Source organism: Comamonas sp. 17RB (assembly GCF_030056555.1).
Taxonomy (GTDB): domain Bacteria; phylum Pseudomonadota; class Gammaproteobacteria; order Burkholderiales; family Burkholderiaceae_C; genus Comamonas; species Comamonas terrigena.
The window spans coordinates 205,508-230,678 of the sequence record NZ_JASHHY010000002.1 but is presented as its reverse complement, the minus strand read 5'-3'; the positions used below and the strand labels follow the sequence as shown (position 1 = coordinate 230,678).

The window sequence follows — 25,171 nt, the reverse complement described above, 5'->3', positions numbered from 1 at the left end:
ATGAATCCCCCCGATACAACCCCCACGCCCGGTGTCGCACCACCGCGTTTGCAGCTGGTGGGCATTACCAAACGATACCCGGCCGTGGTGGCCAACAGTGGGGTGTCGCTGACGGTGCAGCCAGGCGAAGTGCATGCTGTGCTGGGTGAAAACGGCGCTGGCAAGTCCACGCTGATGAAGATCATTTATGGCACGGTCAAGCCCGACGAAGGTGCGGTGCACTTCGACGGCAAGCCCGTGTCCATCCGCAACCCGCAGGAAGCGCGGCAGCTGGGCATCGCCATGGTGTTCCAGCATTTCAGCCTGTTCGACACGCTCACCGTGGCCGAAAACGTCTGGCTGGGCCTGGACAAGGGCATGCCGCTGGCCGACGTGACGCGCCGCATCACCGAAGTGGGCAGCGAATACGGCATGGACATCGATCCGCTGCGCCCGGTCCACACCCTGTCGGTGGGCGAGATGCAGCGCGTGGAAATCATCCGCGCCCTGCTGACCAACCCGCGCCTGCTGATTCTGGACGAGCCGACTTCGGTGCTGACGCCCCAGGCGGTGGAAAAGCTGTTTGTGGTGCTGAAAAAACTGGCATCCGAAGGCTGCTCCATCCTCTACATCAGCCACAAGCTGCACGAAATCCGCGAGCTGTGCTCGGCCTGCACGGTGCTGCGCGGCGGGGTGGTCACCGGCGTGTGCAACCCGCAGAACGAGAGCAATGCCTCGCTGTCGCGCCTGATGATCGGCTCGGAGCCGCCGGCGCTGCAACGCCAGGCGCCGAAGACCGGCGACGTGGTGCTGAAGGTGCAAGGGCTGAGCTTGGGCAAGACCGACCAGTTCGGCGTGGACCTGATCGACATCGGGCTGCAGGTGCGCGCCGGTGAAGTGGTGGGCATTGCCGGCGTGTCCGGCAACGGCCAGAAAGAGCTGCTCTACGCCCTGTCCGGCGAAGACACCCGCGCCGCGCCGGCCATGGTGCAGGTGCTGGGCCAGGACGCAGGCCGCATGGGCCCGCGCCAGCGCCGTGCGCTGGGCCTGCATTTCGTGCCGGAAGAACGCCTGGGCCGGGGCGCTGTCCCCACCATGGGGCTGGCGCACAACCTGCTGCTGACCCGCAGTGACGCCGTGGGCTCCGGCGGCTGGCTGCGCATGGGCCAGTTGCAGGCGCAGGCGGCCGACATCATCCGCCGTTTCGGCGTGAAGGCCGGCGGCCCGAATGCTGCGGCCAAGTCGCTGTCGGGCGGCAATCTGCAGAAATTCATCGTGGGCCGCGAGATCGATGCCAAGCCCAGGCTGCTCATCGTCTCCCAGCCCACCTGGGGGGTGGACGTGGGCGCGGCAGCGCAGATCCGGGGGGCGATGCTGGCGCTGCGGGACGCGGGCTGCGCCGTGCTGGTGCTCAGCGAGGAGTTGGACGAATTGTTTGAAATCAGCGACCGCCTGCATGTGGTGGCCAAGGGGCGCCTGAGCCCTTCCGTGGACCGGGCCGATGCCTCGGTGCAGAAGATTGGCGAATGGATGAGCGGCCTGTGGCATGCCGAGGTGCAGCAGCACCTGGCGCGCAGCGAGCGCCAGGCCGGGGCAGGGGGGCAGGCATGATCAAGCTGGAACAACGTCCCCAGGCTTCGCGCTGGTGGACCTATGGCTCGCCCTTGCTGGCGCTGGCCATCACGGTGCTGATCGGCATCGTCCTGTTCATGCTGCTGGGCAAGGACCCGGTCAAGGGGCTGCAGGCCTTCTTCTGGGAGCCGCTGAAGACCACCTACGCCATGGGCGAAGTGGCCATGAAAGCCACGCCGCTGCTGTTGATCGCACTGGGTCTGGCCGTGTGCTTTCGCTCCAATGTGTGGAACATCGGCGCCGAAGGGCAGTTCGTGATCGGTGCCGTGGCGGCCGGGGGCGTGGCCCTGCTGGCCGACAAGACCACCGGTCCCTGGATCGTGCCGGTGATCCTGCTGGCGGGCGTGCTCGGCGGCATGGTGTGGGCGGGGATCGTGGCCTTGCTGCGCGACAAGTTCAACGCCAACGAAATCCTGGTCAGCCTGATGCTGGTCTATGTGGGCACCCTGGTGCTGGGCTATCTGGTCTACGGTCCCTGGAAGGACCCCATGGGCTACAACTTCCCGCAGAGCAAGATGTTCGAGCGGGTCACGCAGATTCCCAAGCTGATCGAAGGCACGCGCCTGCACATCGGCACGCTGCTGGCCTTGCTCGGCTCGGCCCTGCTGTGGGTCTTCCTGTTCCGCACCAAGCTGGGCTTTGCCCAGCAGGTGGGCGGTCTGGCCCCGGCGGCGGCGCGTTACGCCGGTTTCTCCTCGCGCCGCGCGCTGTGGACGGCGCTGCTGATCTCGGGCGGCTGCGCCGGCCTGGCGGGTGCGCTGGAAGTGGCGGGCCCCATCGGCCAGCTCACCCCCTATGTGCCGGCCGGTTACGGTTTTGCCGCCATCATCGTGGCCTTCGTGGGGCGCCTGCACCCGGTGGGCATGATCTTCTCCGCCATTCTCATGAGCATGTTCTATATCGGTGGTGAGCTGGCGCAGTCGCGCCTGGGCCTGCCCAAGTCTTTGACCGGCGTCTTCCAGGGCCTGCTGCTGTTCACGCTGCTGGCATGTGACACCCTGATCGCCTACCGCCTGCGCTGGGTCTCCGCTCCCAAGGGCGCAGCGAAAGGAGCCCAGTGATGGACGCTTACGCACTGCTACTGGGTTCCACCCTGAGCGCCGGCACCGTGCTGGCGCTGGCGGCCCTCGGCCTGCTGATCAATGAAAAAGCCGGCATCGTCAACCTGGGGGCCGAAGGCATGATGCTGTGCGCCGCCCTGGCGGGCTTTGCCGCGGTGGTGCACACCGGCAGCACCTGGATCGGCTTTGCTGCCGGCATGGCGGCGGGTGCGCTGCTGGCCGGCCTGTTCGGGGTGCTGGTGATCTGGTTGAACACCAACCAGTACGCCACCGGTCTGGCGCTGAGCCTGTTCGGCACCGGCTTCTCGGCCTTTGCCGGCCAGGCCTATGTGCAGGCCAAGCTGCCCGAGCTGCCCAAGTACGCCATTCCGCTGCTGTCGGACATCCCGGTCATCGGTCCGGCACTGTTCAAGCTGCATCCGCTGGTCTACATCACCGTGCTGCTGGCGCTGGCGCTGATCGTGTTCCTGTACCGCTCGCGCGCCGGGCTGGTGCTGCGTGCCGTGGGCGAATCGCCCGAATCGGCCCACGCCATCGGCTATGCCGTGCGTCCCATCCGTCTGGCGGCCGTGATGGCCGGCGGCGCGCTGTGCGGTCTGGCAGGGGCCTACATCTCCACGGTCTACACCCCGCTGTGGGTCGAAGGCATGGTCGCGGGCCGTGGCTGGATTGCCCTTGCGCTGACCACCTTCGCCACCTGGCGACCGGCCCGCGTGCTGCTGGGCGCCTACCTGTTCGGCGGCGTGACCATGCTGCAGTTCCACCTGCAGGCCACGGGCGTGCAGGTGGCCAGCCAGCTGCTGTCCATGCTGCCTTATCTGGCCACCATCGTGGTGCTGGTTATCATCTCGCGCAATCCGGCCTGGATCCGCGCCAATATGCCGGCTTCCCTCGGCAAGCCGTTCTATCCCGGCTCCTGAGGCCAGATTCCCCTTTTTCACAGAACTCCCACCAGAGGAACACTCGCATGAACGCACTGCGCAAGCGCACTTTGCTCAAGATGATCGGCCTGTCGGCCGTGTCCGTGGCGGCCCTGACGGCCTGCGGCAAGAAGGAAGAAGCACCGGCTCCGGCCGCTGTCCCTGCTGCCCAGGCACCTGCGGCCGACAAGCTGAAGGTCGGTTTCATGTACGTCAGCCCCATCGGCGATGGCGGCTGGACCTTCCAGCACGAGCTGGCGCGCAAGGCGATTCAGGAGAAGTTCGGCGACAAGATCGAAACCTCCATGGTGGAAAGCGTGCCCGAGTCGGCCGACGCCGAGCGCGTGATGCGTGACATGGCCGGCCAGGGCAACAAGCTGGTCTTTGCAACCAGCTTCGGCTACCAGGAATTCGTGCAGAAGGCCGCCGCCGATCTGAAGGACGTGAAGTTCGAGCACGCCACCGGCTACAAGCAGGCCGACAACGTGGCCGTGTACGACAGCAAGACCTTCGAAGGTGCCTACCTGGCCGGTCTGGTGGCCGGTGCCATGACCAAGACCAAGACCGTGGGTGTGGTGGCTTCTGTGCCCATCCCCGAAGTGGTGCGCAACATCAACAGCTTTGTGCTGGGCGCCCAGGCCATCGATCCCTCGATCAAGGCCAAGGTGGTGTGGGTGAACGAATGGTTCAGCCCCCCCAAGGAATCGGAAGCCGCCACCAGCCTGCTCAACGGCGGTGTGGACGTGATGTACCAGAACACCAATTCGCCCGCCGTGCTCAAGACCGCCGAAGAGCGCGGTGCCTATGCCTTCGGCAAGGACGGCGACATGAGCGCCTTCGCGCCCAAGGCCCACCTGGGCTCGGCCGTGATCAACTGGACGCCTTACTACACCAAGGTGGTGGAAGACACGCTGGCCGGCAACTGGCAGGGTGGCAACTACTGGTGGGGCGTCAAGGAAGGCGCCATGGATCTGGTGAAGATCGCCGACCAGGTGCCCCAGGACATCAAGGACAAGGTCGAAAAGGCCAAGGCCGGCATGAAGGACGGCAGCTTCGCCGTCTGGACCGGTCCCATCAAGGACAACACCGGCAAGGAAGTGCTGGCCGCCGGCCAGGTGGCCGATGACGGCTTCCTGCGTGGCATCAACTTCTACGTCAATGGCGTGGAAGGCAAGGTGCCGGGCGCAGGCGGCAAATAAGCACGGGCCCGCAAGCCCCTGATGCAGGCCTCCTTCGGGAGGCCTTTTGCATGCGGTGCGCGGTCGCCGCCGCACGGCACCGCGCCATGGTGCGGTTTTTGCATGTGTAACATGCCCGCCGGACGAACGTCGCCTGCAGCGTTGTGCCACAGGCACAGTGCGGCAAGGCGATGGATCGCAGGCAGAATCTGCGCCGGAACTGTGCAAACATAGTGCACCCCGCCGACCGGCACGGGCACTGTGCGTGCGTGTCGCAAATCACCTCTTTTTTCCTCCAGAAGGAATATTCATGACAGACCTGAAGAAACGCTCTTTGTTCAAGATGGCGGCCATGTCCGCTGTGGCAGCGGCCGTGTTGGCTGGCTGCGGCAAGAAGGAAGAGCCGGCACCGGCCGCTCCCGCAGCCGAACCCGCACCCGCCGCCAAGGCCGAGCCGCTGAAGATCGGTTTCGCCTACGTCGGCCCGGTGGGTGACGGCGGCTGGACGTTCGCGCACGACCAGGCCCGCAAGAAGCTGGAAGCCGAATTCGGCGACAAGATCCAGACCTCCTTCGTGGAAAGCGTGCCCGAAGGTCCGGACGCCGAGCGCGTGCTGCGTGACCTGGCTTCCCAGGGCAACAAGGTGGTCTTCGGCACCACCTTCGGCTACATGGACAGCATCCAGAAGCTGGCCGGCGACTTCAAGGACGTGAAGTGGGAACACGCCACCGGCTACAAGACCGCCGAGAACGTGCGCACCTATGACAGCCGCACCTATGAAGGCGCCTACCTGGCCGGCATCATCGCCGGCTCGATGACCAAGTCCAACACCCTGGGCATCGTGGGCTCGGTGCCCATCCCCGAAGTGATCCGCAACATCAACAGCTTCACGCTGGGCGCGCAGAGCGTGAACCCCAAGGTCAAGACCAAGGTGGTCTGGGTCAATGAATGGTTCAGCCCTCCCAAGGAAACCGAAGCTGCCACCAGCCTGATCAACGGCGGCGCCGACATCCTGTTCCAGAACACCGATTCGCCTGCCGTGCTGAAGACCGCCGAAGAAAAGGGCATCCGTGCCTTTGGCTGGGACTCGGACATGACCGCCTACGGTCCCAAGGCCCACCTGGGTTCGTCCATCATCAACTGGGCGCCTTACTACTCCAAGGCCATCAACGATGTGCTGAACAACACCTGGACCACGGGCAGCAGCTGGTGGGGTGTGAAGGAAGGCGCCATCGATCTGGTGTCCATCGCCGAAGACGTGCCCGCTGAAGCCAAGGCCAAGGTGGAAGAGGTCAAGAAGGGCCTGAAGGAAGGCACGTACGTGATCTGGAAGGGCCCGATCGCTTCCAACGACGGCAAGGAAGTGCTGGCAGCCGACAAGGCCGCCGACGACGCTTTCCTGCAAGGCGTCAACTTCTACGTCAAGGGCGTGGAAGGCAAGGTGCCCGGCGCCAAGTAAAGCGGTATATGCCTGGCGTTATGACGGGTATCAAGCCCGTCAATACTGCTCGGTTATGCAAAGGCTGCCCTCCGGGCAGCCTTTTTGTTTGGAATGATCGCGCCCCATGATGGAAAAAAACCAGTGGCACCCGCTTGCCCTCTCCCACGATGTGATTGATGCTCCCCTGGCCGTGCGGCTGCTGGAGCAGGACCTGGTGCTCTGGCGCGACACCAGCGGTCGCGCCCAGGCCTTTATCGACCGCTGCCCGCACCGCGGCGCACGCCTGTCGCTGGGCCGGGTCAACGAAGGCAACCTGGAGTGCCCCTACCATGGCTGGCAGTTCGCCGACAACGGCCAGTGCGTGAAGGTGCCGGCGGTGCCCGGTTTCACGCCGCCACCGCAGCACTGCGTCAAGTCCTTCAATGTGCAGGAAGCCTATGGCCTGGTCTGGGTGCAGCTGCAAGCACCGGAAGGTGCCGACGTGCCGCTGCCGGTGTTCGAGGCGGAGGCCAACGACCAGCTGCGCAAGCTCAACTGCGGCCCGTACGACGTGGCCGCCAGCGCGCCGCGCATCATCGAGAATTTCCTGGACATGTCGCACTTCGGCTTTGTGCACGAAGGCTGGCTGGGCAGCCGCGATGCCACGGCCATGGCGCCTTACCAGGTGGAGCCCACGCCCACCGGCGTCAAGGCCACCGGCTGCAAGGCCGTGCAGCCCCAGTCGAACCTGCATTCCACCAAGCCGGCCGAAGTGGAATACACCTACGAAGTGACGGCACCCTACACCGCGCTGCTGACCAAGATCCCGGAAGAGGGCAGCAGCAAGCAGGGCTGGCACGAAGCCATCGGCCTGTTCATCTGCCCGGTCACGCCCGACACCAGCCGCGTCTGGTTCCGCCTGGCGGTGGCGGACTTCGAGTCCACCGACGCCCAGTTGCAGCAGTTTCAGCACACCATCTTCACGCAGGACCAGCCGGTGCTGGAGTCGCAGCTGCCCAAGCCGCTGCCGCTGGACCCGCGCGCCGAGCTGCATTCGGCCGCCGACCGCATGTCGTCCGCCTACCGCCGCTATCTGAAAGCCAGTGGCGTCAGCTTTGGCGTGTGCTGACCTCTACCAGGCCCCGGGCCGCTATCGCGGCCTGTGCCATTCCGGGGGAGTGAAGGCCCGGCTGCAGGGCGGTTCCCGGGCAGGATCCGGCGGCGTACAGGCGGCGGTGGCGTACGGTTTTTTGCGCACGGTTCTTGCACCAGGGCCTGGGCGTGCCATATTCGCAGTCTGAGAGCGGCGCGCAGCGCCATAGAGGATTGAAATGCATACTGTGCCCGTCGTGGAAACTTCCCGTCTGCCCCTGTTGCTGCGCGCCATGCCCAAGGCGGAGCTGCACATCCACATCGAGGGCTCGCTCGAGCCCGAGCTGATCTTTGCCCTGGCCGAACGCAATGGCGTGGATCTGCCCTATGCTGACGTGGAGGCGCTGCGTGCCGCCTACGCCTTCACCGATCTGCAGAGCTTTCTGGACATCTACTACGCCGGCGCCAGCGTGCTGCTGCAGGAAGAAGACTTCTACGACATGACCATGGCCTACCTGCGCCGCGCGGTGCAGGACAACGTGGTGCGGGCCGAGATCTTCTTTGACCCGCAGACCCACACCGAGCGCGGCGTGGCCATGGGCACCATCATCCACGGCCTGACGCGGGCCTGCCGCGATGCGCATGCGCAATGGGGCATCAGCGCCGAGCTAATCCTGAGCTTCCTGCGCCATCTGAGCGAGGAGGACGCCATTGCCACGCTGGAAGCGGCCCTGCCGTTCCGCGACCAGTTCATCGGCGTCGGGCTGGACAGCAGCGAGCTGGGCCACCCGCCCGAAAAGTTCACCCGCGTGTTCGCCCGCGCCAAGCAGCTGGGTCTGCGGCTGGTGGCCCATGCCGGAGAAGAAGGGCCGCCCGCCTATGTGTGGGGCGCGCTCAATGCGCTGGCGGTGGAGCGTATCGACCACGGCGTGCAATCGGAAAAAGATGCCGCGCTGATGCAGCACCTGGTCGAACGCGGCATTCCGCTGACCGTGTGCCCGCTGTCCAACCTGAAGCTGTGCGTGGTGGATGACCTGACCCAGCACAATCTGCCGCGCATGCTGGATGCGGGGCTGAAGGTGATGGTCAATTCCGACGATCCGGCCTATTTCGGCGGCTACGTCAACGACAACTATGTGCAGCTGTTCGCCGCCACCGGCATGGGGGCCGAACACGCCTACCAGCTGGCGCGCAACAGCCTGGAAGCCACGTTCGCCAGCCCGCAGCAGCAGGCCGCCTGGGTGCAGCAGCTTGACGCCTGCTTTGCCCGCTTTGCGAACCGCAACTGACACCCTCTGAGGCGCCGCGCCGCGCTCCCGGCGGGCGGCGCCCTGTGTGATCAGCCCGCCTTCTGCGCCGCCAAGGACGTGCGCAGTTTGTCGGCATAGGCCTGCAGTACAGCCATGCCGGGCTCCTTGCGCGGCCAGGTCAGGTGCATGCCGTCGTCCACATGGCGCGGCAGCATGTGCAGGTGGAAGTGGAACACCGTCTGCCCTCCGGCCGCGCCATTGGCCTGGAACAGGGTGATGCCGTCCGGCCCGAAGGCCTGCTCGGCCGCCTGGGCGACGCGCTGGGCGGTCTGCATCACGGCGGCGCATTCGGCGGGCGTCAGCTCCAGCAAGGTGACCGCGTGGCGCTTGGTGGCCACCAGCACATGGCCGGGGTTGACCTGGCCGATGTCCATGAAGGCAATGGTCAGCGCGTCCTCATAGATGGTGGCAGCGGGAATCTCGCCGGCCACCAGCTTGCAGAAGATGCACTGGCCGGGCGGGGAGGTGTCGACAAACATGGGCATGGAACCGTCTCCGAAGACATGACAGCGGGGCGCCGCGCGGCACCGGTGCGAGGCCGGTTGCGCTGCGTTCTATGCGCCCCATGCTACGCATGTGTGGTGCATCGCACCATCGGGGTGAACCGGGCTTGCCAAGCGCCTGCTTCGGGCAATAGCTGTGCTGCGGCAAGGCTTGGGCGATTGGGCCTACAATCCGCGCCTTCGCCCGCTGGACTGCCCCACCGGCTGGCGTTTTCAACTCCGGGCCATGTAGAGGACTACCATGTATAAAAACCTCGCAGCCGCACTCGCGGCCGCTTGCTGTTTGGCCCCTGTCTGGGCTGCATCCCCCCCGACCCCCGCTTCCACTGCCAGCACGCCAGCCAAGGCGGTGCCGCTGCAACGCCCGGTCAAGGCCGCCTTTGTCTATGTGACGCCCGTGCTGGATGCCGGCTGGACCACCCAGCACGATGCCGGCCGCCGCCAGCTGCAGACCCAGCTGGGCGACCAGGTGCAGACCACGGTGGTGGCCGATGTGGCAGAGGGGCCGGATGCCGAGCGTGTCATCCGCGATCTGGCGGCCAATGGCAACGACATCATCTTCACCACCAGCTTCGGCTATATGGAGCCCACGATGCGTGTGGCGCGCGACTTCCCGCAGGTGAAGTTCGAATCTATCACCGGCTACCAGCGTGCCGCCAATGTGGCCACGGCCAATGCGCGCTATTACGAAGGGCGCTACCTGTCGGGCATTGCTGCGGCGCGCCTGAGCCAGACCGGCGTGGCCGGCTTTGTGGCGGGCTTCCCCATTCCCGAAGTGATCCAGGGCATCAACGCTTTTGTGCTGGGCATGCGCAGCGTCAACCCCAAGGCCCAGGTCAAGGTGGTGTGGCTCAATGCCTGGTTCGACCCACCACGCGAACGTGAAGCCGCCATGGCACTGATGAACGAAGGCGCCGACGTGCTGTCCTTCCAGGTGGCATCGACCGCGGTGATGGGCGCTGCCCAGGAGCGCGGCAAGATGGCCATTGCTTTCCACAGCGACATGCGCAAGGCCGGGCCCCAGGCCCAGTTGCTGGCCGTGACCCACCAATGGGGCGGCTACGACACGGCCCGCGTGCGTGCCCTGCAGAAGGGCGAATGGAAAAGCCAGGACACCTGGGGCGGCGTGCGCGAAGGCATGATCCGTGTGGACAGCTTCGGTCCGCGCGTGCCCAAGGACGTGCGCATGGAAGTGCAGCAGCGCCAGGACGAAATGGCCCACGGCAAGCTGCACGCCTTCCGCGCCGGTGCCACACCCATTCGCGACAACCTGGGCCAGGTGCGCATTCCGGCCGGCAGCACGCTGCCGGACGCGGACATTCTGCAGATGAACTGGCTGGCCGAAGGCGTGGTCGGACAGCTGCCGCGCTGAGCCCAGCGGTCCCGCGCCACAGGCCCTGCGATCGTGGGGAGGGGCGGATGACGGCCTCCCCGCAGGCATGGCATATGCTTGGAGCCATTCCCACACCGGAGTGTGTGCGGCGTGCGCGGCAGGGTCTGCAAGGCTGATGGGGCCTGCACGGATTGCTGCGTGTGCACCACAGGCTCCGGTGTGGTGATGGGCGACCCGCTGCACAGGGCAGCGGGTGCCCGTTAAGCTCCCAGCCTATGAAGATCTACCGCAGCGCCTTGCTCCGCTTTGCCTCCGACGGCAGCCCCTTGTACGACAGCGATGGCCTGCTGGCCACCGCTCCCGATGCCCAGGGGCAGGAACGTGTGGTGGCTGCCGGCAGCTGGCAGGCACTGCAGGCGCAGTACACCCAGCAAGCCGGCGCGCAGGTGCAGCACCTGCCCGGCCGGCTGATCGCCCCGGGCTTTGTGGACATGCACATCCACTACCCGCAGACCGATGTGATCGGCGCCCCGGCCGATGGTCTGCTGCCCTGGCTGGAACATTACACTTTTCCCCACGAGGCGCGTTTTCACGATCGTGCTTATGCCGACGGCGTGGCGGAATTCTTTCTGGACGAGCTGCTGCGCAACGGCGTGACCACGGCGCTGACGTTTGCCACCTCCCACCCCAACTCGGTGGATGCCATCATGACCGCCGCTCAGCAGCGCGGCATGCGCATGATTGCCGGCAAGGTGCTGCAGGACCGTCACAGCCCGGACGGCGTGCGTGACGACACCGAGCAGGGGCTGATCGATACCGAAACACTGATCCAGCGCTGGCATGGCGTGGACCGGCTGGGCTATGCCATCACCCCGCGCTTCGCGCCCACCAGCACGCCGGCCCAGCTGCGGGGCGCAGGGGAACTGGCGGCCCGATACCGCGATGTGTGGATCCAGTCCCACGTGTCCGAGAACCTGGACGAGATCCGCTGGGTGCGCGAGCTCTTTCCTGCCGCGCGCAGCTACCTGGGTGTGTACGACGACTTCGGTCTGATGCGCGAACGCGCGGTCTATGCCCACTGCATCTGGCTGGACGATGAAGACCGCGCGCTGCTGCGCGAAAAGCACACGGCGGCGGCTGTCAGCCCCACCAGCAATCTGTTTCTGTCCAGCGGTTACTTCGACTACCAGAAGGCCGATGCAGCGGATTTTCGCTACGGCCTGGCCAGTGATGTGGGCGGCGGCATGAGCTTTTCACCGTTTCGCACCATGCAGGCGGCCTATGTGGTGGGGCGCGAGGGCCATGCCAAGCAGGGTTTCAGCCTCAAGCCCGGCGCCCTGTGGTGGCAGCACACGGCCGGTGCCGCGCAGGCGCTGGGCCTGGGCGGCGTGATCGGCAATCTGCAGCCGGGCTGCGAGGCGGACTTCGTGGTCCTCAACCCGGCCTGCACGCCGCTGCTGGCACGCAAGACGGCCCAGGCCGAGACGCTGGACGAGCTGTTGTTTGCCATGATCGTGCTGGGTGATGACCGCCTGATTGAGCAAACCATTGTTTCTCAAGCAAAATAGCGGAATTGCGCTGGTTGTATAGCCGCATGGCGCTATCAAAAAACAAGCGAACAGGATTTTCCCAATGAGCATCAAGAGCGACAAATGGATCCGCACCATGGCGGAGCAGCACGGCATGATCGAGCCCTTCGAGCCCGGCCAAGTGCGCCAGGTCGACGGCAAGAAGATCATCAGCTACGGCACCAGCAGCTACGGTTACGACATCCGCTGCGCGCGTGAATTCAAGGTCTTCACCAACATCCACAGCACGGTGGTGGACCCCAAGAACTTCGACGAAAAGAGCTTTGTCGATTTCGAAGGCGACTACTGCATCATCCCGCCCAACAGCTTTGCGCTGGCCCGTACGGTGGAGTATTTCCGCATTCCCCGCGATGTGCTGACGGTGTGCCTGGGCAAGAGCACCTATGCCCGCTGCGGCATCATCGTCAACGTGACGCCGTTCGAGCCGGAGTGGGAAGGCTATGTGACGCTGGAGTTCTCCAACACCACGCCGCTGCCCGCCAAGATCTATGCCGGTGAAGGCTGCGCCCAGGTGCTGTTCTTCCAGGGCGACGAGCAGTGCGAGACCAGCTACAAGGACCGCAACGGCAAGTACCAGGGCCAGCATGGCGTGACCCTGCCCAAGGCCTGACGCAGCGGCTGCTGCCCCCATCAAAAAAGCGCGGATCTCCGCGCTTTTTTTATTGGTAGGAACGCTGCGGTGCGTGCATCCAGGTGGATCGGGTCCGTATCAGGGGATGTAGTGCACCAGATTGCGTCCGGCATTCTTGGACTGGTAGAGCGCATCGTCGCTGCGGCGTAGCAAGGCGGTGTCGTTGTCTTCGGTGCCGTTCTGCAGCGTGGGACGCAGCGCGGTGATGCCGGCGCTCAAGGTGAGCCGGCCCACCAGTGGCCACTGGTGCTGTTCGATGGCCGCCAGAATTTCGCGCGCAATGCGCTGGGCGGCTTCGGGCGGGGTGTCGGGCAGCAGCACCACAAATTCCTCGCCCCCAAAGCGGGCGATCACGTCCGAATCACGCAACCGGCTGCGCAGCTGGTTGGCCACGCTTTTGAGCACCAGATCGCCCACTTCGTGGCCGTAGTTGTCGTTGACCTGCTTGAAATGGTCGATATCCAGCGTCGCCAGGCACAGCGGGCGGCCGCTGCGGCGGGCCAGCGCCATCGCAAACTGCACCTGGGCATCGAAGCCGCGGCGGTTGAGCAGGCCGGTCAGGGGGTCGGTGCTGGCCTGGCGGTCCAGCTCGCGGTTGGCGTCATACAGTTCCTGCGTACGCATTTGCACCTCATGCTCCATGGATTCGTTCGCGGCCAGCAGACGCTGTGTCATGGCGTTGAAGGACTGCGACAGCAGCTGGACTTCGCGGTTGCTCTGCAGCTCGGGAATGGGCACCTGGCGTTCCCCGGCGTCGATGCGGCGGGCGGTCTGGGCCAGGGTGTTGAGCTCGCGCACCATGCGGCGGGACAGCCACCACACCAGCCAGGTGGCCATGATGGCGGCCAGCAGACCGGCCCCCATCACGTACAGCATCTGCTGCTGGGCATCGGCATAGGCGCTGGCCACCGGCTGGCGCGCCACCACGTACCAGCCCAGGTCGCTGGGGGCATTGCGGGCGGGCAATTGGGCCACGGCGGTCAGAAAATCGTCGCTCTGGTCGTTCCAGCGCACCACGCTGGCCTGGACGCGGGGCTGGCGGTGGTCCGCCTGCAGCTGTTCCGGGCGCAGGGGCAGGGTCTGGTCGACGGCGATGAAAGGCGATAGCTTGCCGCCCGGGGCAAAGATCAGCTTGCCCTGGCGGTCGAAGATGAACAGCGAGATCTGGTCCTCGCGCGAGAAGGTGGGCAGCAGCTCCTGCACCATCTCGCGTGCCCAGTCCCAGCTGGTGTGCATGCCCAGTACGCCGATCAGCTGCCCATCCACCCGGATGGGGGCCGAGAAATCCACCAGCCGCAGCGGCTCGCCCGAGGCGCTGGGGGGCAGCAGCGGCGCCAGCAGCTTGGCGGGCACCACGTCGGACACATAAGGGCCGGAAGCCCCGGCGGTGAACCAGGTGTTGTCGCTGATGTTGCGGCCCACCAGCTGGTTGCCGGTGGCATGCACCACCGTGCCCTTGGGGTCGGCAACGCCCACCCAGACGCAGTAGGGGCGGGTCAGCCGGATGCGGGCGAACAGGGCATTCACCTCGGCGGAGGTCAGGCCGTTGCGCCACAGGTCGGGGGAGTGGGCCAGTGCCTGCACCAGCCGGCTGTGGTCGAACAAGGCATCGGAGAGCTGCTTGGCGGCACTGCTGGACACCACCTGCAAGGCCGCGCCGGCTTCCCGCTGCATGCGGCTTTTGAGTAGCTCGCCAAAGGCGAAGGACAGCATCAGCACCAGGGCTGCCGTCAGACCGCCAAACACCCAGGCGAGCTGGGTCCGCAGGCTGCGCTTGCGCGAGGCCGACGTCTTGGCGGGCGGGGCCGGCGGCTGCGAACGCGGCGCAAACGGCCCGGCGGGCGGTGCCGTGCCTGCCGGCGGGGTGGTGACCGGAGGTGCCCAATCCGTCTCTTGCATGGTCATGGCTCCTGGAGGGGAGGATCGTCGTTGGCGTGCAATGGCTGGTGGTGCATGCGGGCTGCCAGGCGCGCTGCAGCCAGGTCCCAGCCGCCCCAGCCGCAGCTCTTGAACAGCACCGGGCCGGTGGGGCGGGGCCGGTGCCGCGCCAGGCTCTGGGCCAGCGTGGGAAAGCTTTGCACATCCAGGCCCGCCTGCAGCAGGTCGCCGGCTTCGTGCACGGCCTCGGCCGTGTCGACGATCACCTGGCCTTGCCGGGCGATGTGCTGGCACAGGCTGGGGGCCAGCTCCACCATCTGCGGCGTGAAGGCGCCCACGGCAGCAATGAAGGCGTCGGGCCGGGGGGCGTGCTGCAGCACCACTGCCTGGGCACTGGTGCAGGTGACGATATTCGGGCAGTGGGCCGCCGCCTGGGCCAGGTCGGTGGCCGCATAGGCCTGCAGGCCCAGCGCATGGGCATGGTCCAGCAGCTGGCGCACGCTGTCCAGGCTGCGCGATGCCACCCAGACTTCGCGCGTGCCGGCGCCGGCCGCAAAGGCCTCCAGATGGGACTTGCCCTGCACGCCCGCACCGATGATGAGCAGCGGACCGCTGGGGTTGGGGGCATGGTGCTGGGCGGCCAGCAGCGACACGGCCGCGGTGCGCCGTGCGGTGACGGTGGGCCCGTCGATGATCAGCTGGCGCTGGCCGGTGGCAATGTCAAAAATCGTCACATCGCCCTGGATGGTGGGGCGCGCCGTTGCAGCATTGCCAGGGGTGAAGGTGATGAGCTTGGTCATTGCCACCTGGGCATCACTGGCCGGCATGCAAAACAGGCTGCCGCCCTGCGGCAAAGGCATCACAATGCGGGGCGGCACCTGCACACTGCCGTCCTGCAGCACGGCTTCCAGTTCGGCAGCCAGGGCTTTCCAGGGCAGCAGGGCCTCGGTGGCCTGCGGGGTGAACAGTCCTTGCATGGTGTGCACGGCAGAGGGAGCGGTAGGGGGCACAGACATCACTTGCATGTGGCTTTATACCGTGGGCGTTTGCGATGGGCTAGGTGGTCTGTCCGGGCCTTGTGTCAAGGTGTGGCGTGTTCTCCTACAAAGCCTGGCGCTAAAGTGAGTTCGCACTCTCGCGTTGGCTGCGTAGCATCCAGCGCTTATGGTTTTGTGGGCATGTACATATGGAATCTGGTCAGGAAAAAGGAAGCGCTCACCGTACGGCGGCACGCTGGCAATGGGCGGTGGTGGGTGTGGGCATCGCCACCATTGCGCTCCTGCTGTGGACCTTTGTCGGGACGCTGGACGATCACATGAGCCAGTCCCGAGAAATGAGCCGCAATGCCCAGTGGCATGTGCACGCCCCGGTCGAAGGCGCCCAGGCGGCCGTGTTGCTGCAAGGCGGCGAACCCTGAGCAGGCGTGCTGGCGCGACTTCATAATGGCGCCCCACAGCGCATCAGGAGCAGACCATGAAGTGGGAAGGTAACCGCGAGTCGGACAACGTCGAAGATCGCCGCTCGGACGGCGGCGGTGGGGGAGGCCCCATCTTCGGTGGCCGCAGCATCGGCATTGGCACCATTGTGGTGGCCCTGGTGGGCGGCTGGGTGCTGGGTGTCAACCCGCTGACGATTCTGAGCCTGCTCAGCGGCGGCGGCGGCGGCGGCGGGCAGATCGTGCAGCAGCAGTCGCCTGCACAGGCACCACCGGCCCATGACACCATGGCCCGTTTCGTCTCGACCGTGCTGGCCGATACCGAAGACGTGTGGGCCGACATCTTCCGCCAGGGCGGCAGCCAGTATCGGGATCCCAAGCTGGTGCTGTTCCGGGGCGCCGTGGGCACGGCCTGCGGCACCGGCCAGTCGGCCATGGGCCCGTTCTACTGCCCGGGCGACCAGAAGGTCTATATCGATCTGTCGTTCTACGACCAGCTCAAGAACCAGCTGGGCGCCCCCGGTGACTTTGCCCAGGCCTATGTGATCGCCCATGAGGTGGGTCACCATGTGCAGAACCTGCTGGGGATCAGCGGCAAGGTCGACGAGATGCGCGGCCGCGTCAGCAAGGTGGAATACAACCGGCTGTCCGTGAAGCTGGAGCTGCAGGCCGATTGCCTGGCCGGCGTCTGGGCCCACCATGCCCAGAATGCACGCCAGATCCTGGAGCAGGGCGATGTGGAAGAAGCCATGAATGCGGCGGCCAAGATCGGTGACGACGCGCTGCAGCGTGCCCAGACCGGCCAGGTGGTGCCGGACAGCTTCACCCACGGCACCAGTGCCCAGCGCCAGCGCTGGTTCATGACTGGGCTCAAGAGCGGCAGCGTCAATTCCTGCGACACCTTCTCGGCGGCATCGCTGTAACTGGGGCGCAGCAGGCGCAGGTGTTGGCATGGCGCCACATCTGCGCTATCAAATTCTGCATGGGGCGTACGCCCTCCCGGTGTTCCCGGCGTAAGAGGGTCGGGCGGGTGACCGCTGTCGCAGTCCGGATTTGTAGAGCGCCAACAGCTGTCAATGCGGGCAGTGCGACAATAGCGGTATCCATGACAAGTTCTTTTTCCTCTCTCCTCTTGGCGGAGCCTCTGGCACGCGCTGTGGCCGAAATGGGCTACGAGTCGATGACCCCCATCCAGGCGCAGGCGATCCCCGTGGTCCTGACCGGCAAGGATGTGATGGGTGCAGCCCAGACCGGCACCGGCAAGACAGCGGCTTTTTCGCTGCCCCTGCTGCAGCGGCTGATGCGCCATGAGAACAGCTCGGCATCGCCTGCGCGCCATCCGGTGCGGGCGCTGGTGCTGCTGCCCACGCGCGAGCTGGCCGATCAGGTGGCCCAGCAGATCGCGCTGTACGCCAAGCACACCAAGCTGCGCAGCACCGTGGTGTTCGGCGGCATGGACATGAAGCCCCAGACCCTGGAGCTGAAGAAGGGCGTGGAAGTCCTGGTGGCCACCCCCGGCCGCCTGCTGGACCACATCGAAGCCAAGAACGCCGTGCTCAACCAGGTGGAATACGTGGTGCTGGACGAGGCGGACCGCATGCTCGACATCGGTTTCCTGCCCGATCTGCAGCGCATCCTGTCGCACCTGCCCAAGAACCGCACCACCTTGCTGTTCTCCGCCACGTTCTCGCCCGAGATCAAGCGCCTGGCCGGCAGCTACCTGCAAGACCCGGTGACCATCGAAGTGGCCCGCCCCAACGAAACCGCTTCCACCGTGGAGCAGCGTTTCTACAGCGCCAACGACGACGACAAGCGCCGCACCATCTGTGCCGTGCTCAAGGACCGCGGCATCCGCCAGGCCTTTGTGTTTTCCAACAGCAAGCTGGGCTGCGCCCGCCTGACCCGTGCGCTGGAACGCGACGGTCTGCGCGCTGCCGCCCTGCACGGTGACAAGAGCCAGGACGAACGGCTCAAGGCGCTGGAAGCCTTCAAGGCCGGCGAAGTGGACCTGCTGGTGTGCACCGACGTGGCGGCACGCGGTCTGGACATCAAGGATGTGCCGGCCGTGTTCAACTACGACGTGCCGTTCAATGCCGAAGACTATGTGCACCGTATCGGCCGCACCGGTCGTGCCGGCGCCTCCGGCCTGGCGGTGACCCTGGTATCCAATTCGGACGGCAAGCTGGTGAGCGATATCGAAAAGCTCACCAAGAAGAAGATCGACGTGGAGAACTATCCGCTGCCGTCGTTCCAGCGCCGCGACCGCAGCGAGCGCGAACAGGGCAGCCGCGAAGGCCGGTCGGAGCACAGCCGTGACCATGGTCGCAGCCGCCGTGGCCACGACGAGGGCGATACCGGTTACGGCTCGGCCCATTCCGCCGGCTACCGCCCGGTGGGCCGTGGCATGGCACGCCCGCTGCGCGCCGCCTCGTCCGATCCCTTCTTCGACAAGCCCTACGAGGCCCCGACCGGAACGGCCGCACCGGCGGCCTGGGATGCGGCTTCCGCACCCGTGGCGCCGGGCCGCAGCCCCAGTATCCGTACCAAGCGCAAGGTGGCGGCGCTGTTCAAGCCCGCAGGCAGTTTCTGATGCCGCAGGGCGTTGGAGGCCACTCCAACGCCTTCGCTCTGCGGATACGCCTGCAGAGCCCTTCGCACCACAGTGCCAAGCCAGCAACCCTGCTGGCTTTTTTCATGGGAGCGGGCTGTTTGTGGGGGTCTGTGCAGACGGTCAGCCGGGACGCTGGGCCTGCTCGCAGTCGATCTGGATCAGCTCGCGCACCTGCAGATCATCCTCCACGCGCACGGCGGTCAGCTGCCCGCCCCAGACACAGCCGGTGTCCAGTGCCATCAGCTGCGGCTGGTTGATCAGTCCCAGCGTCGACCAGTGGCCAAAGGCCACCACATGCTGCGCCGTCTGGCGGGCAGGGCAGGTGAACCAGGGCATCAGGCCTTCGGGAGCCTGTGCGGCCGATTCGGTGCTCTCAAAGTCCATGCGGCCTTCGGGCGTGCAAAAGCGGATGCGCGTCAGGGTGTTGACGATGGCGCGCAGGCGGTCGGCGCCGGTCAGGGCCTCATCCCACTGATCGGGCAGGTTGCCATACATCTGCTGCAGAAAGTCCGGCAGCGCCGGGCTGGTCAGCACCTGCTGCACCTCAGCGGACAGGGCCAGTGTCTGCTCCAGCGTCCAGCTGGGCTGCACACCAGCGTGCACCATCAGCACCTGCCTGCCTTGTGCATCGGTCCAGCTGCGCGCCAGCGGCTGCTGGCGCAGCCAGTCCAGCAGGGCCGCGCGGTCGGGCGCCTCCAGCACGCTGGCCAGGGTGTCGCGGCGCGACGATTTGCGCATGCCGTGTGCGGCGGCCAGCAGGTGCAGGTCGTGGTTGCCCAGCACGGGCTGTACGGCGTCGCCCCAGGCCATGCACTGGCGCAGCACGCCGGCGGAGTCGAGCCCCCGGTTGACCAGGTCACCCAGCAGGTACAGGGTATCGCGGCTGGGCGAGAACTCCACCTGCTGCAGCAGGTTCAGAAAGGCGCTGTGACATCCCTGGATGTCACCAATGAAATAACGGGCCAATGCAAACTCCGAAAAAATCGATTCCCTGGGTGCCGGCAGACACAGCGGTCGCCCGGTGCAAGGCATATGGCCGCGATTATCGGCCCACAGCCCATACCCCAGGGCGGGGCATTGTGGCGACAACACAGATATGCAGGCAAAGGAAATCAACTTGCAAGGCGCTTTGTCGGTACCATTTCTCGGAAAACCCGGGTGTTACATTTCTCTTGCAATATGGCTGCACAGAATTTTTATAATATGCACTTGTGGATACTGCGTACCCACAAAAAAACCCAGATTGCGTATTTGTTTTTATAATCCTCCCAATTATTGAAAGGATGCAATCCATGACCTCTTACAAAGAGCTACTGCAGCAGCGCGAACAGCTGGAACAGAAGATTCAAGAAGCACGCAAGAGCGAACTGAGCGACGCAGTTGCCAAGGTGCGCGCCCTGGTGGCCGAATATGGCCTGAGCGCCGACGACGTGTTTCCGCCTGCCAAAGCCAGCCGTGGTGCCGGTCAAGGTGGCAAAGTGGCTCCGAAGTACCGCAACCCCGAAACCGGCCAGACCTGGACCGGCCGTGGCAAGGCGCCCAAGTGGATTGAAAACCAGGATCGCGAAAAGTTCGCTATCTAAGCCTTTATGGCAGACAACAGCCCGCTTTCAGCGGGCTTTGTTTTTTGTGGCTTGAATCTGCTGCGTCGCCGCGGTATTGCGGCATGGTGCTGCTGCGGATAAGCCTGTCCGGTATGCGCGGGGCTTATGCCAGGCCCGCAAAGTGCGGACACAACATATTCCATTTCGGCCAGTGGTAATGCCAGGGTTTCGCCGTATGGCGATTTCAGGGACAGAATCAACGGACTGCGTTGCATCAATTTCTGCGCAGTTCCAACCAACCACCGCCCCAGTCCGGCGGACAATAGCCAGCCATGAGAAAACAGGTCTTGATTGCGGGGGGCGGTATTGGCGGCTTGGCGGCTGCACTGGCCAGCTCCCATGCCGGTTGGGATGTGCGCCTGTTCGAGCGCGCGCCTTTGTTCAGTGAAGTCGGTGCCGGCGTGCAGCTGGGGCCCAATGTGGTGCGCCGGCTCCAGGCCTGGGGCCTGCAGCGTGCCCTGGTGGACGTCGCGGCCATTCCTGCCCGGTTGCGTGTGCGCAGTGCCTTGAGCGGCGCCGAGCTGGCCTGCATGCCACTGGGCGCCGCCATGGTGGAGCGCTACGGTGCCAACTACCTGTCCATCCACCGCGCCGATCTGCACGGGCTGCTGCTGCAGGCCGTGGGGGAGCGTGCCGAGATGCACATCAACGCCGGCCAGGCGGTGGAGTCCGTGGTGCAGACGCCCCAGGTGGTGACCATCACCACCTCCGCCCGCAAGACCGTGGAGGGCGACGCACTGATCGCGGCCGACGGGGTCTGGAGCCGGCTGCGCGCCCAGTTGCTCAACGACGGCAAGGCGCAGCCTACCGGCCACCTGGCCTACCGTGCGGTGGTGCCCCAGGCCCAGCTGCCGGCCGCCATGCGCAGCGACGGCGTGACCACCTGGCTGGGCCCGCACATGCACGTGGTGCAGTACCCGCTGCGCCGTGGCGAGCTGATGAACATCGTGGCCATCATCGAAGGTCCGGCGCCGGCCGACATGGAAACCTGGGACCATGCTGCCAATGCGGTCGATCTGGAAGCCGCACTGGCCCGCTACTGCACGCCGCTGCAGGACCTGATCCGTGCCGTGCCCGCTGCGGGCACGCAGTGGCGGCTGTGGCCGCTGTCCGACCGTGACCCGCTGTCCAGCGCCGACCAGATGGCCCAGGGCCTGGTAGGCCTGCTGGGCGACGCCGCCCATCCCATGCGCCCCTATCTGGCCCAAGGGGCTGGCATGGCCATCGAGGACGCGGCGGAGCTGCAGCGCGCCCTGGCCATGGACGATCTGGACGTGCGCCTGCGCCTGCGCCGCTATGCACTCAACCGCTGGCAGCGTGCGGCCCGGGTCCAGGCCCGTTCGCGCCGCAATGGCCGCATCTTCCATGCCAGCGGGCCCATGCGCTGGGGGCGCGATCTGTCGCTCAGGCTGCTGGGCGCACGCATCATGGACCTGCCCTGGCTGTACCGCGGGGATGGCTCCAGCGCCACCACGCTGTAGCGGAACGCGTCACCCAGCTAACCAGCCCATCCGCTGCAGGAAACCCCGCTGCTGCGTAGCAGCCCCTAGCGCCACACGGTGGCTGGTGGGAACTGTTTTGCGGCGGTGGTGCGGAAACAGTCACCAGTGTGTTCCATCCAGCGCGGGGGCGCTGCCTGCAGGGCGCGCGGGCGCCCGGGGTGTACGGCCCCGGCTCAGGCCTTGCTGGTCTGCAGCAGCGGCGAGCTGGGCAGAAAACGGAAGGCCGTGGATGCCGTGGCCAGCATGGCGGCAATGCTGAACATGACCGCCTGGTAGGGCTCGATGCCGCGCCCCTCGGCCCAGGCCGCCACAATGCCGGTGAGCCACTGCATCAGCGCCACGCCCAGAAACATGGCCATGGTGAACAGCGACAGTGCGCGGCCGGTCAGCTCCGGAGGGTAGGAAGAGCGCACATCCGCGTACTGCAGGATGCTGTAGCCCGACACCAGACCCATCAACAGGATCAGCGCCACATTGGCGGCGGCATGGTGCAAAAAGGCCATCAGCAGAAACAGCGCGGCCATCAGCAGCGAGAAATTGTTCAGCCAGCGGCGGCGGCGGGCCGGCCCGGGGTCCATGCGGCCGAACATGGCCGGGGTGAACAGCGAGATCAGCGACACCAGCAACGCCACGTTGCCGCTTTCCACCAAAGAGAACTGGTAGCGCCCGATGAGCATGGGGCCCAGCCACAGTCCGCGCAAGGTCAGAAAAGCCGCATAGCAGCTCATGCCCAGAATCAGGATGCCCACGGTGTGCGGCAGCTGGAACAGCGCACCCATGCGGCGGAAGGCCTGGCCCCAGCTTTCACGCGTCTGCTGCGCGGTGTGGGCGGAAGCCGGTTCGTGCACGCGCCAGGCAATCAGCAGCCACGACAGCAGCGACAGCACGGCCAGCAGCCCGAAGCCGGTGCGCCAGCCCCAGTGCTGCACCACCCAGGCCAGCGGTGTGCCGGTGAACAGCAGGCCCAGTCCCCCCACGCCCATGCCCAGGCCGGAGAAGAAGGCAAAGCGCTCGCTGGGAAAGTGGCGCGAGATAAACACCGTGCTGGCCAAAAACACCGGCGCGCAGCCCACGCCGATCAGCAACTGCCCCAGCATCAGCCAGCCATAGCTGGGCGCCAGCGCCGACAGCGCTGCACCGACCACGGCCAGCGGAAAGGACAGCAGCACCGTGCGGCGCAGGCCGTACACATCCATGCCGATGCCCATCAGCAGCTGGGCCACCCCGAAGGACAGGCCGAACAGCCCGGCGAAGGCGCCCAGCGACTGGGAAGAAATGCCGAAGTCCGCCTGCAGTCCCGTGGCGATGATGGCGGTGACGGTGCGGTAGGCCTGGCTCAGCGCAAAGGCCGACAGCAGGGACACCAGCATCACCCACAGGCGCTGGTCGGGGGCAGGGCGGGGAGCGGGCAAGGGCGCAGGGGATGCGCTAGAGGCGGTATCGGCAGGCACGGGTGGGGAGTCTCCTGGGACGCAAGCCTAGCGAAATCCGCGCCTGCGTGCTGTCGCGCACAGGCGAAAAACGGGGGGGCAGGCCGCGTGGGCCGCAGCGGCGCCTGCCTGCCCGGGTCACAGCTCGGTGCGCAGGCTCCAGATTTCCGGAAACAGCACCACATCCAGCATCTTTTTCAGATAACTCACGCCGCCGGTGCCGCCCGTGCCGCGCTTGAAGCCGATCACGCGTTCCACCGTGGTGAGGTGGCGAAAACGCCACAGACGGAAGGCGTCTTCGATATCGGCCAGCTTTTCGCCCAGCTGGTACAGGTCCCAGTGCTGCTGCGGGTTGCGGTAGACGGTCAGCCAGGCCTGCTTCACGCCTTCGCTGGCTTCGTAGGGCTGTGTCCAGTCGCGCTGCAGCCGGTCGGCCGGCACGTCCAGGCCTTCGCGTGCCAGCAGTTGCAGGGCCACGTCGTACAGCGAAGGTGCCTGGTAGGCGGCCTGCACCTGTTCCAGCAGATCGCTGCGGTGGGCGTGGGGCTGCAGCATGGCGGCATTCTTGTTGCCCAGCGAAAACTCGATGCTGCGGTACTGGTAGCTCTGAAAGCCGCTGGAGTTGGCCAGGTAGGGGCGCATGGCCGTGTACTCCGGCGGCGTCATGGTCGAGAGCACGGTCCAGGCGTTGACCAGCTGCTCCATGATGCGGCTCACGCGGGCCAGCATCTTGAAGGCCTCGGGCTTGGTGTCGGCCTGCGGACTGGCCAGCGCGGCGATGGCGGCCCGCAGTTCGTGCAGCATCAGCTTCATCCACAGCTCGCTGGTCTGGTGCTGGACGATGAACAGCATTTCATCGTGCGCGGGCGACAGCGGTTTCTGTGCCGTGAGGATCTGGTCCAGCTGCAGGTAGTCGCCGTAGCTCATGTCCCGGCTGAAATCCAGCTGGGCTTTTTCTTCGTGGACGATGGAGGCCGGGCGGCCGCTGCCGTGCATCGGGCAGCCGGAGGATTCGGTGGTCATGGGGCAGTCGCAGTCGTGGGCAATCGGCAAAACAGCGCGCAGCGTAACCGAAAGCGCAGCCTGCAAGAATGTGGAGGCGCGATGGCGCGCCACGCTTTAGAGTGCAGCCATCCCCCGGAAAACCTGTTGCCATGTCTGCCATCCGCCCTGCCGCCGTCTCTTCCGCTGCTGTCAGCGACACCGCTGCCCTGGTGGCGCGCTGCTGCCGCTGGCTGGAAGGCGAGGCCCCGCCCGCGCTGCCTGCACTCGCCCAGCGCGTGGGGCTGAGCCCCTGGCAGTTGCACCGGCTGTTCAAGCAGGCCACGGGGTTGACGCCCAAGGCCTATGCCAAGGCCTACCGCACCCAGGCCGTGCAGGCCGCGCTGCAGCCCGGCCAGTCCAGCTCGGTCACCGATGCGCTCTACGGCAGCGGCTACGCGGCCAGCAGCAGCTTCTACAAGGACGCCCCGCGCATGCTGGGCATGGCGCCGGGGGCTTTCCGCGCCGGCGGCGCGCGCCAGACCATCCGTTTTGCCGTGGGCGAATGTTCGCTGGGCAGCCTGCTGGTGGCCGCCACCGAGCGCGGCGTGTGCTGCGTGCAGCTGGGCAACGATGCCGAGGCCCTGGTGCATGTGCTGCAGGACCGTTTTCCCCAGGCGGAACTGGTCGGAGGGGATGCAGCTTTTGAAGCCACCATGGCCCGGGTGGCGGCGCTGGTGGAGCGGCCGGCACAGGGGCTGGATCTGCCGCTGGATGTGCAGGGCACGGCCTTCCAGCAGCGCGTGTGGCAGGCGCTGCGCGCCATTCCGGCGGGCGACACCGTCAGCTACACCGAGCTGGCCCGGCGCATCGGTCAACCCAGCGCCAGCCGCGCCGTGGCCGGGGCCTGCGCCGCCAATCCGGTGGCGGTGGCCATTCCCTGCCACCGCGTGGTGCGCAATGATGGCAGCATCTCCGGCTACCGCTGGGGCGTGGAGCGCAAGCGCGCGCTGCTGCTGCGCGAAGCGGCCCAGGCTGGGCACGATGTGCGGGTCGCCTTGCCCGGATTGTTCTGAACCTTT

22 protein-coding genes are annotated in these 25,171 nt (G+C 66.1%); 16 read left to right on the top strand and 6 right to left on the bottom strand.

The features are described 5' to 3' along the window. The 7 genes from QM470_RS04305 (at position 1) to QM470_RS04275 (ending at position 8,571) form a co-directional block, all read left to right on the top strand. Positions 1–1,590 (top strand): ABC transporter ATP-binding protein, encoded by a 1,590-nt coding sequence (locus tag QM470_RS04305; protein WP_283338331.1) that lies wholly within the window; start codon positions 1–3, stop codon positions 1,588–1,590. Then, positions 1,587–2,672 (top strand): ABC transporter permease, encoded by a 1,086-nt coding sequence (locus QM470_RS04300; RefSeq protein ID WP_283338330.1) that lies wholly within the window; start codon positions 1,587–1,589, stop codon positions 2,670–2,672. The genes QM470_RS04305 and QM470_RS04300 overlap by 4 nt, the downstream gene beginning before the upstream one ends. Next, complete coding sequence (locus QM470_RS04295) at positions 2,672–3,592, top strand: ABC transporter permease (protein ID WP_272971893.1); 921 nt, start codon at positions 2,672–2,674, stop codon at positions 3,590–3,592. Before QM470_RS04300 ends, QM470_RS04295 begins: the two co-directional genes overlap by 1 nt. A 47-nt stretch (positions 3,593–3,639) precedes the next feature. Then, positions 3,640–4,791 carry a BMP family ABC transporter substrate-binding protein gene (locus tag QM470_RS04290; RefSeq protein WP_283338329.1) on the top strand — a complete coding sequence of 384 codons (1,152 nt, stop codon included), beginning with the start codon at positions 3,640–3,642 and terminating at the stop codon, positions 4,789–4,791. A gap of 289 nt (positions 4,792–5,080) precedes the next feature. Beyond that, positions 5,081–6,229, top strand: a complete 1,149-nt coding sequence (locus tag QM470_RS04285) for a BMP family ABC transporter substrate-binding protein (RefSeq protein WP_283338328.1) — start codon at positions 5,081–5,083, stop codon at positions 6,227–6,229. Between the two features lie 106 nt (positions 6,230–6,335). Next, complete coding sequence (locus QM470_RS04280; protein ID WP_272971895.1) at positions 6,336–7,319, top strand: aromatic ring-hydroxylating dioxygenase subunit alpha; 984 nt, start codon at positions 6,336–6,338, stop codon at positions 7,317–7,319. Between the two features lie 202 nt (positions 7,320–7,521). Further along, positions 7,522–8,571, top strand: a complete 1,050-nt coding sequence (locus tag QM470_RS04275) for an adenosine deaminase (RefSeq protein WP_066536625.1) — start codon at positions 7,522–7,524, stop codon at positions 8,569–8,571. A gap of 50 nt (positions 8,572–8,621) precedes the next feature. On the opposite strand, the gene QM470_RS04270 is transcribed toward QM470_RS04275, so the two are convergent. Beyond that, entirely contained in the window at positions 8,622–9,077 is a 456-nt protein-coding gene (locus QM470_RS04270) for an HIT family protein (protein ID WP_283338327.1), read from the bottom strand. 259 nt (positions 9,078–9,336) lie between these two features. On the opposite strand from QM470_RS04270, the gene QM470_RS04265 reads away from it, so the two are divergent. From QM470_RS04265 to dcd, 3 genes are all read left to right on the top strand, one after another. Further along, entirely contained in the window at positions 9,337–10,467 is a 1,131-nt protein-coding gene (locus tag QM470_RS04265) for a BMP family ABC transporter substrate-binding protein (protein ID WP_283338326.1), read from the top strand. 236 nt (positions 10,468–10,703) lie between these two features. After that, entirely contained in the window at positions 10,704–11,996 is a 1,293-nt protein-coding gene (gene guaD, locus QM470_RS04260) for a guanine deaminase (protein WP_280013669.1), read from the top strand. 64 nt (positions 11,997–12,060) lie between these two features. After that, positions 12,061–12,627 (top strand): dCTP deaminase, encoded by a 567-nt coding sequence (gene dcd / locus QM470_RS04255; RefSeq protein WP_066536613.1) that lies wholly within the window; start codon positions 12,061–12,063, stop codon positions 12,625–12,627. Positions 12,628–12,726: 99 nt separating this feature from the next. On the opposite strand, the gene QM470_RS04250 is transcribed toward dcd, so the two are convergent. Together QM470_RS04250 and QM470_RS04245 are read right to left on the bottom strand one after the other, a co-directional pair. After that, entirely contained in the window at positions 12,727–14,547 is a 1,821-nt protein-coding gene (locus QM470_RS04250) for a sensor domain-containing diguanylate cyclase (RefSeq protein WP_283338325.1), read from the bottom strand. 2 nt (positions 14,548–14,549) lie between these two features. After that, the gene (locus QM470_RS04245; protein WP_502846801.1) at positions 14,550–15,542 is read right to left on the bottom strand and encodes a delta(1)-pyrroline-2-carboxylate reductase family protein; all 993 of its coding nucleotides are present in this window, start codon (positions 15,540–15,542) and stop codon (positions 14,550–14,552) included. 170 nt (positions 15,543–15,712) lie between these two features. Between QM470_RS04245 and QM470_RS04240 the strand changes: the two genes are divergently transcribed. The 3 genes from QM470_RS04240 (at position 15,713) to QM470_RS04230 (ending at position 18,551) form a co-directional block, all read left to right on the top strand. After that, positions 15,713–15,943: a hypothetical protein gene (locus QM470_RS04240; RefSeq protein WP_218333680.1), complete on the top strand. Its 231-nt coding sequence runs from the start codon at positions 15,713–15,715 to the stop codon at positions 15,941–15,943. A 56-nt stretch (positions 15,944–15,999) separates the two neighbouring features. After that, positions 16,000–16,884: a KPN_02809 family neutral zinc metallopeptidase gene (ypfJ, locus tag QM470_RS04235; protein WP_283338323.1), complete on the top strand. Its 885-nt coding sequence runs from the start codon at positions 16,000–16,002 to the stop codon at positions 16,882–16,884. A gap of 182 nt (positions 16,885–17,066) precedes the next feature. Then, positions 17,067–18,551, top strand: coding sequence for a DEAD/DEAH box helicase (locus QM470_RS04230; RefSeq protein ID WP_283338322.1), 1,485 nt, complete (start codon positions 17,067–17,069; stop codon positions 18,549–18,551). A gap of 141 nt (positions 18,552–18,692) precedes the next feature. Here QM470_RS04230 and QM470_RS04225 read toward each other — a convergent pair whose 3' ends face one another. Beyond that, positions 18,693–19,538, bottom strand: a complete 846-nt coding sequence (locus QM470_RS04225; RefSeq protein WP_283338321.1) for a symmetrical bis(5'-nucleosyl)-tetraphosphatase — start codon at positions 19,536–19,538, stop codon at positions 18,693–18,695. A 326-nt stretch (positions 19,539–19,864) separates the two neighbouring features. On the opposite strand from QM470_RS04225, the gene QM470_RS04220 reads away from it, so the two are divergent. Further along, positions 19,865–20,155 carry an H-NS histone family protein gene (locus tag QM470_RS04220; RefSeq protein ID WP_280013674.1) on the top strand — a complete coding sequence of 97 codons (291 nt, stop codon included), beginning with the start codon at positions 19,865–19,867 and terminating at the stop codon, positions 20,153–20,155. Between the two features lie 293 nt (positions 20,156–20,448). After that, the gene (locus QM470_RS04215) at positions 20,449–21,657 is read left to right on the top strand and encodes an FAD-dependent monooxygenase (RefSeq protein ID WP_283338320.1); all 1,209 of its coding nucleotides are present in this window, start codon (positions 20,449–20,451) and stop codon (positions 21,655–21,657) included. A gap of 194 nt (positions 21,658–21,851) precedes the next feature. On the opposite strand, the gene QM470_RS04210 is transcribed toward QM470_RS04215, so the two are convergent. Next, positions 21,852–23,048 (bottom strand): MFS transporter, encoded by a 1,197-nt coding sequence (locus QM470_RS04210; RefSeq protein ID WP_283338565.1) that lies wholly within the window; start codon positions 23,046–23,048, stop codon positions 21,852–21,854. Between the two features lie 198 nt (positions 23,049–23,246). Then, on the bottom strand, positions 23,247–24,131 hold the full coding sequence (kynA, locus tag QM470_RS04205) for a tryptophan 2,3-dioxygenase (protein WP_283338319.1): 885 nt from the start codon (positions 24,129–24,131) through the stop codon (positions 23,247–23,249). A 131-nt stretch (positions 24,132–24,262) separates the two neighbouring features. Between kynA and QM470_RS04200 the strand changes: the two genes are divergently transcribed. Further along, entirely contained in the window at positions 24,263–25,165 is a 903-nt protein-coding gene (locus tag QM470_RS04200) for a methylated-DNA--[protein]-cysteine S-methyltransferase (RefSeq protein ID WP_283338318.1), read from the top strand. Positions 25,166–25,171: the final 6 nt, after the last annotated feature.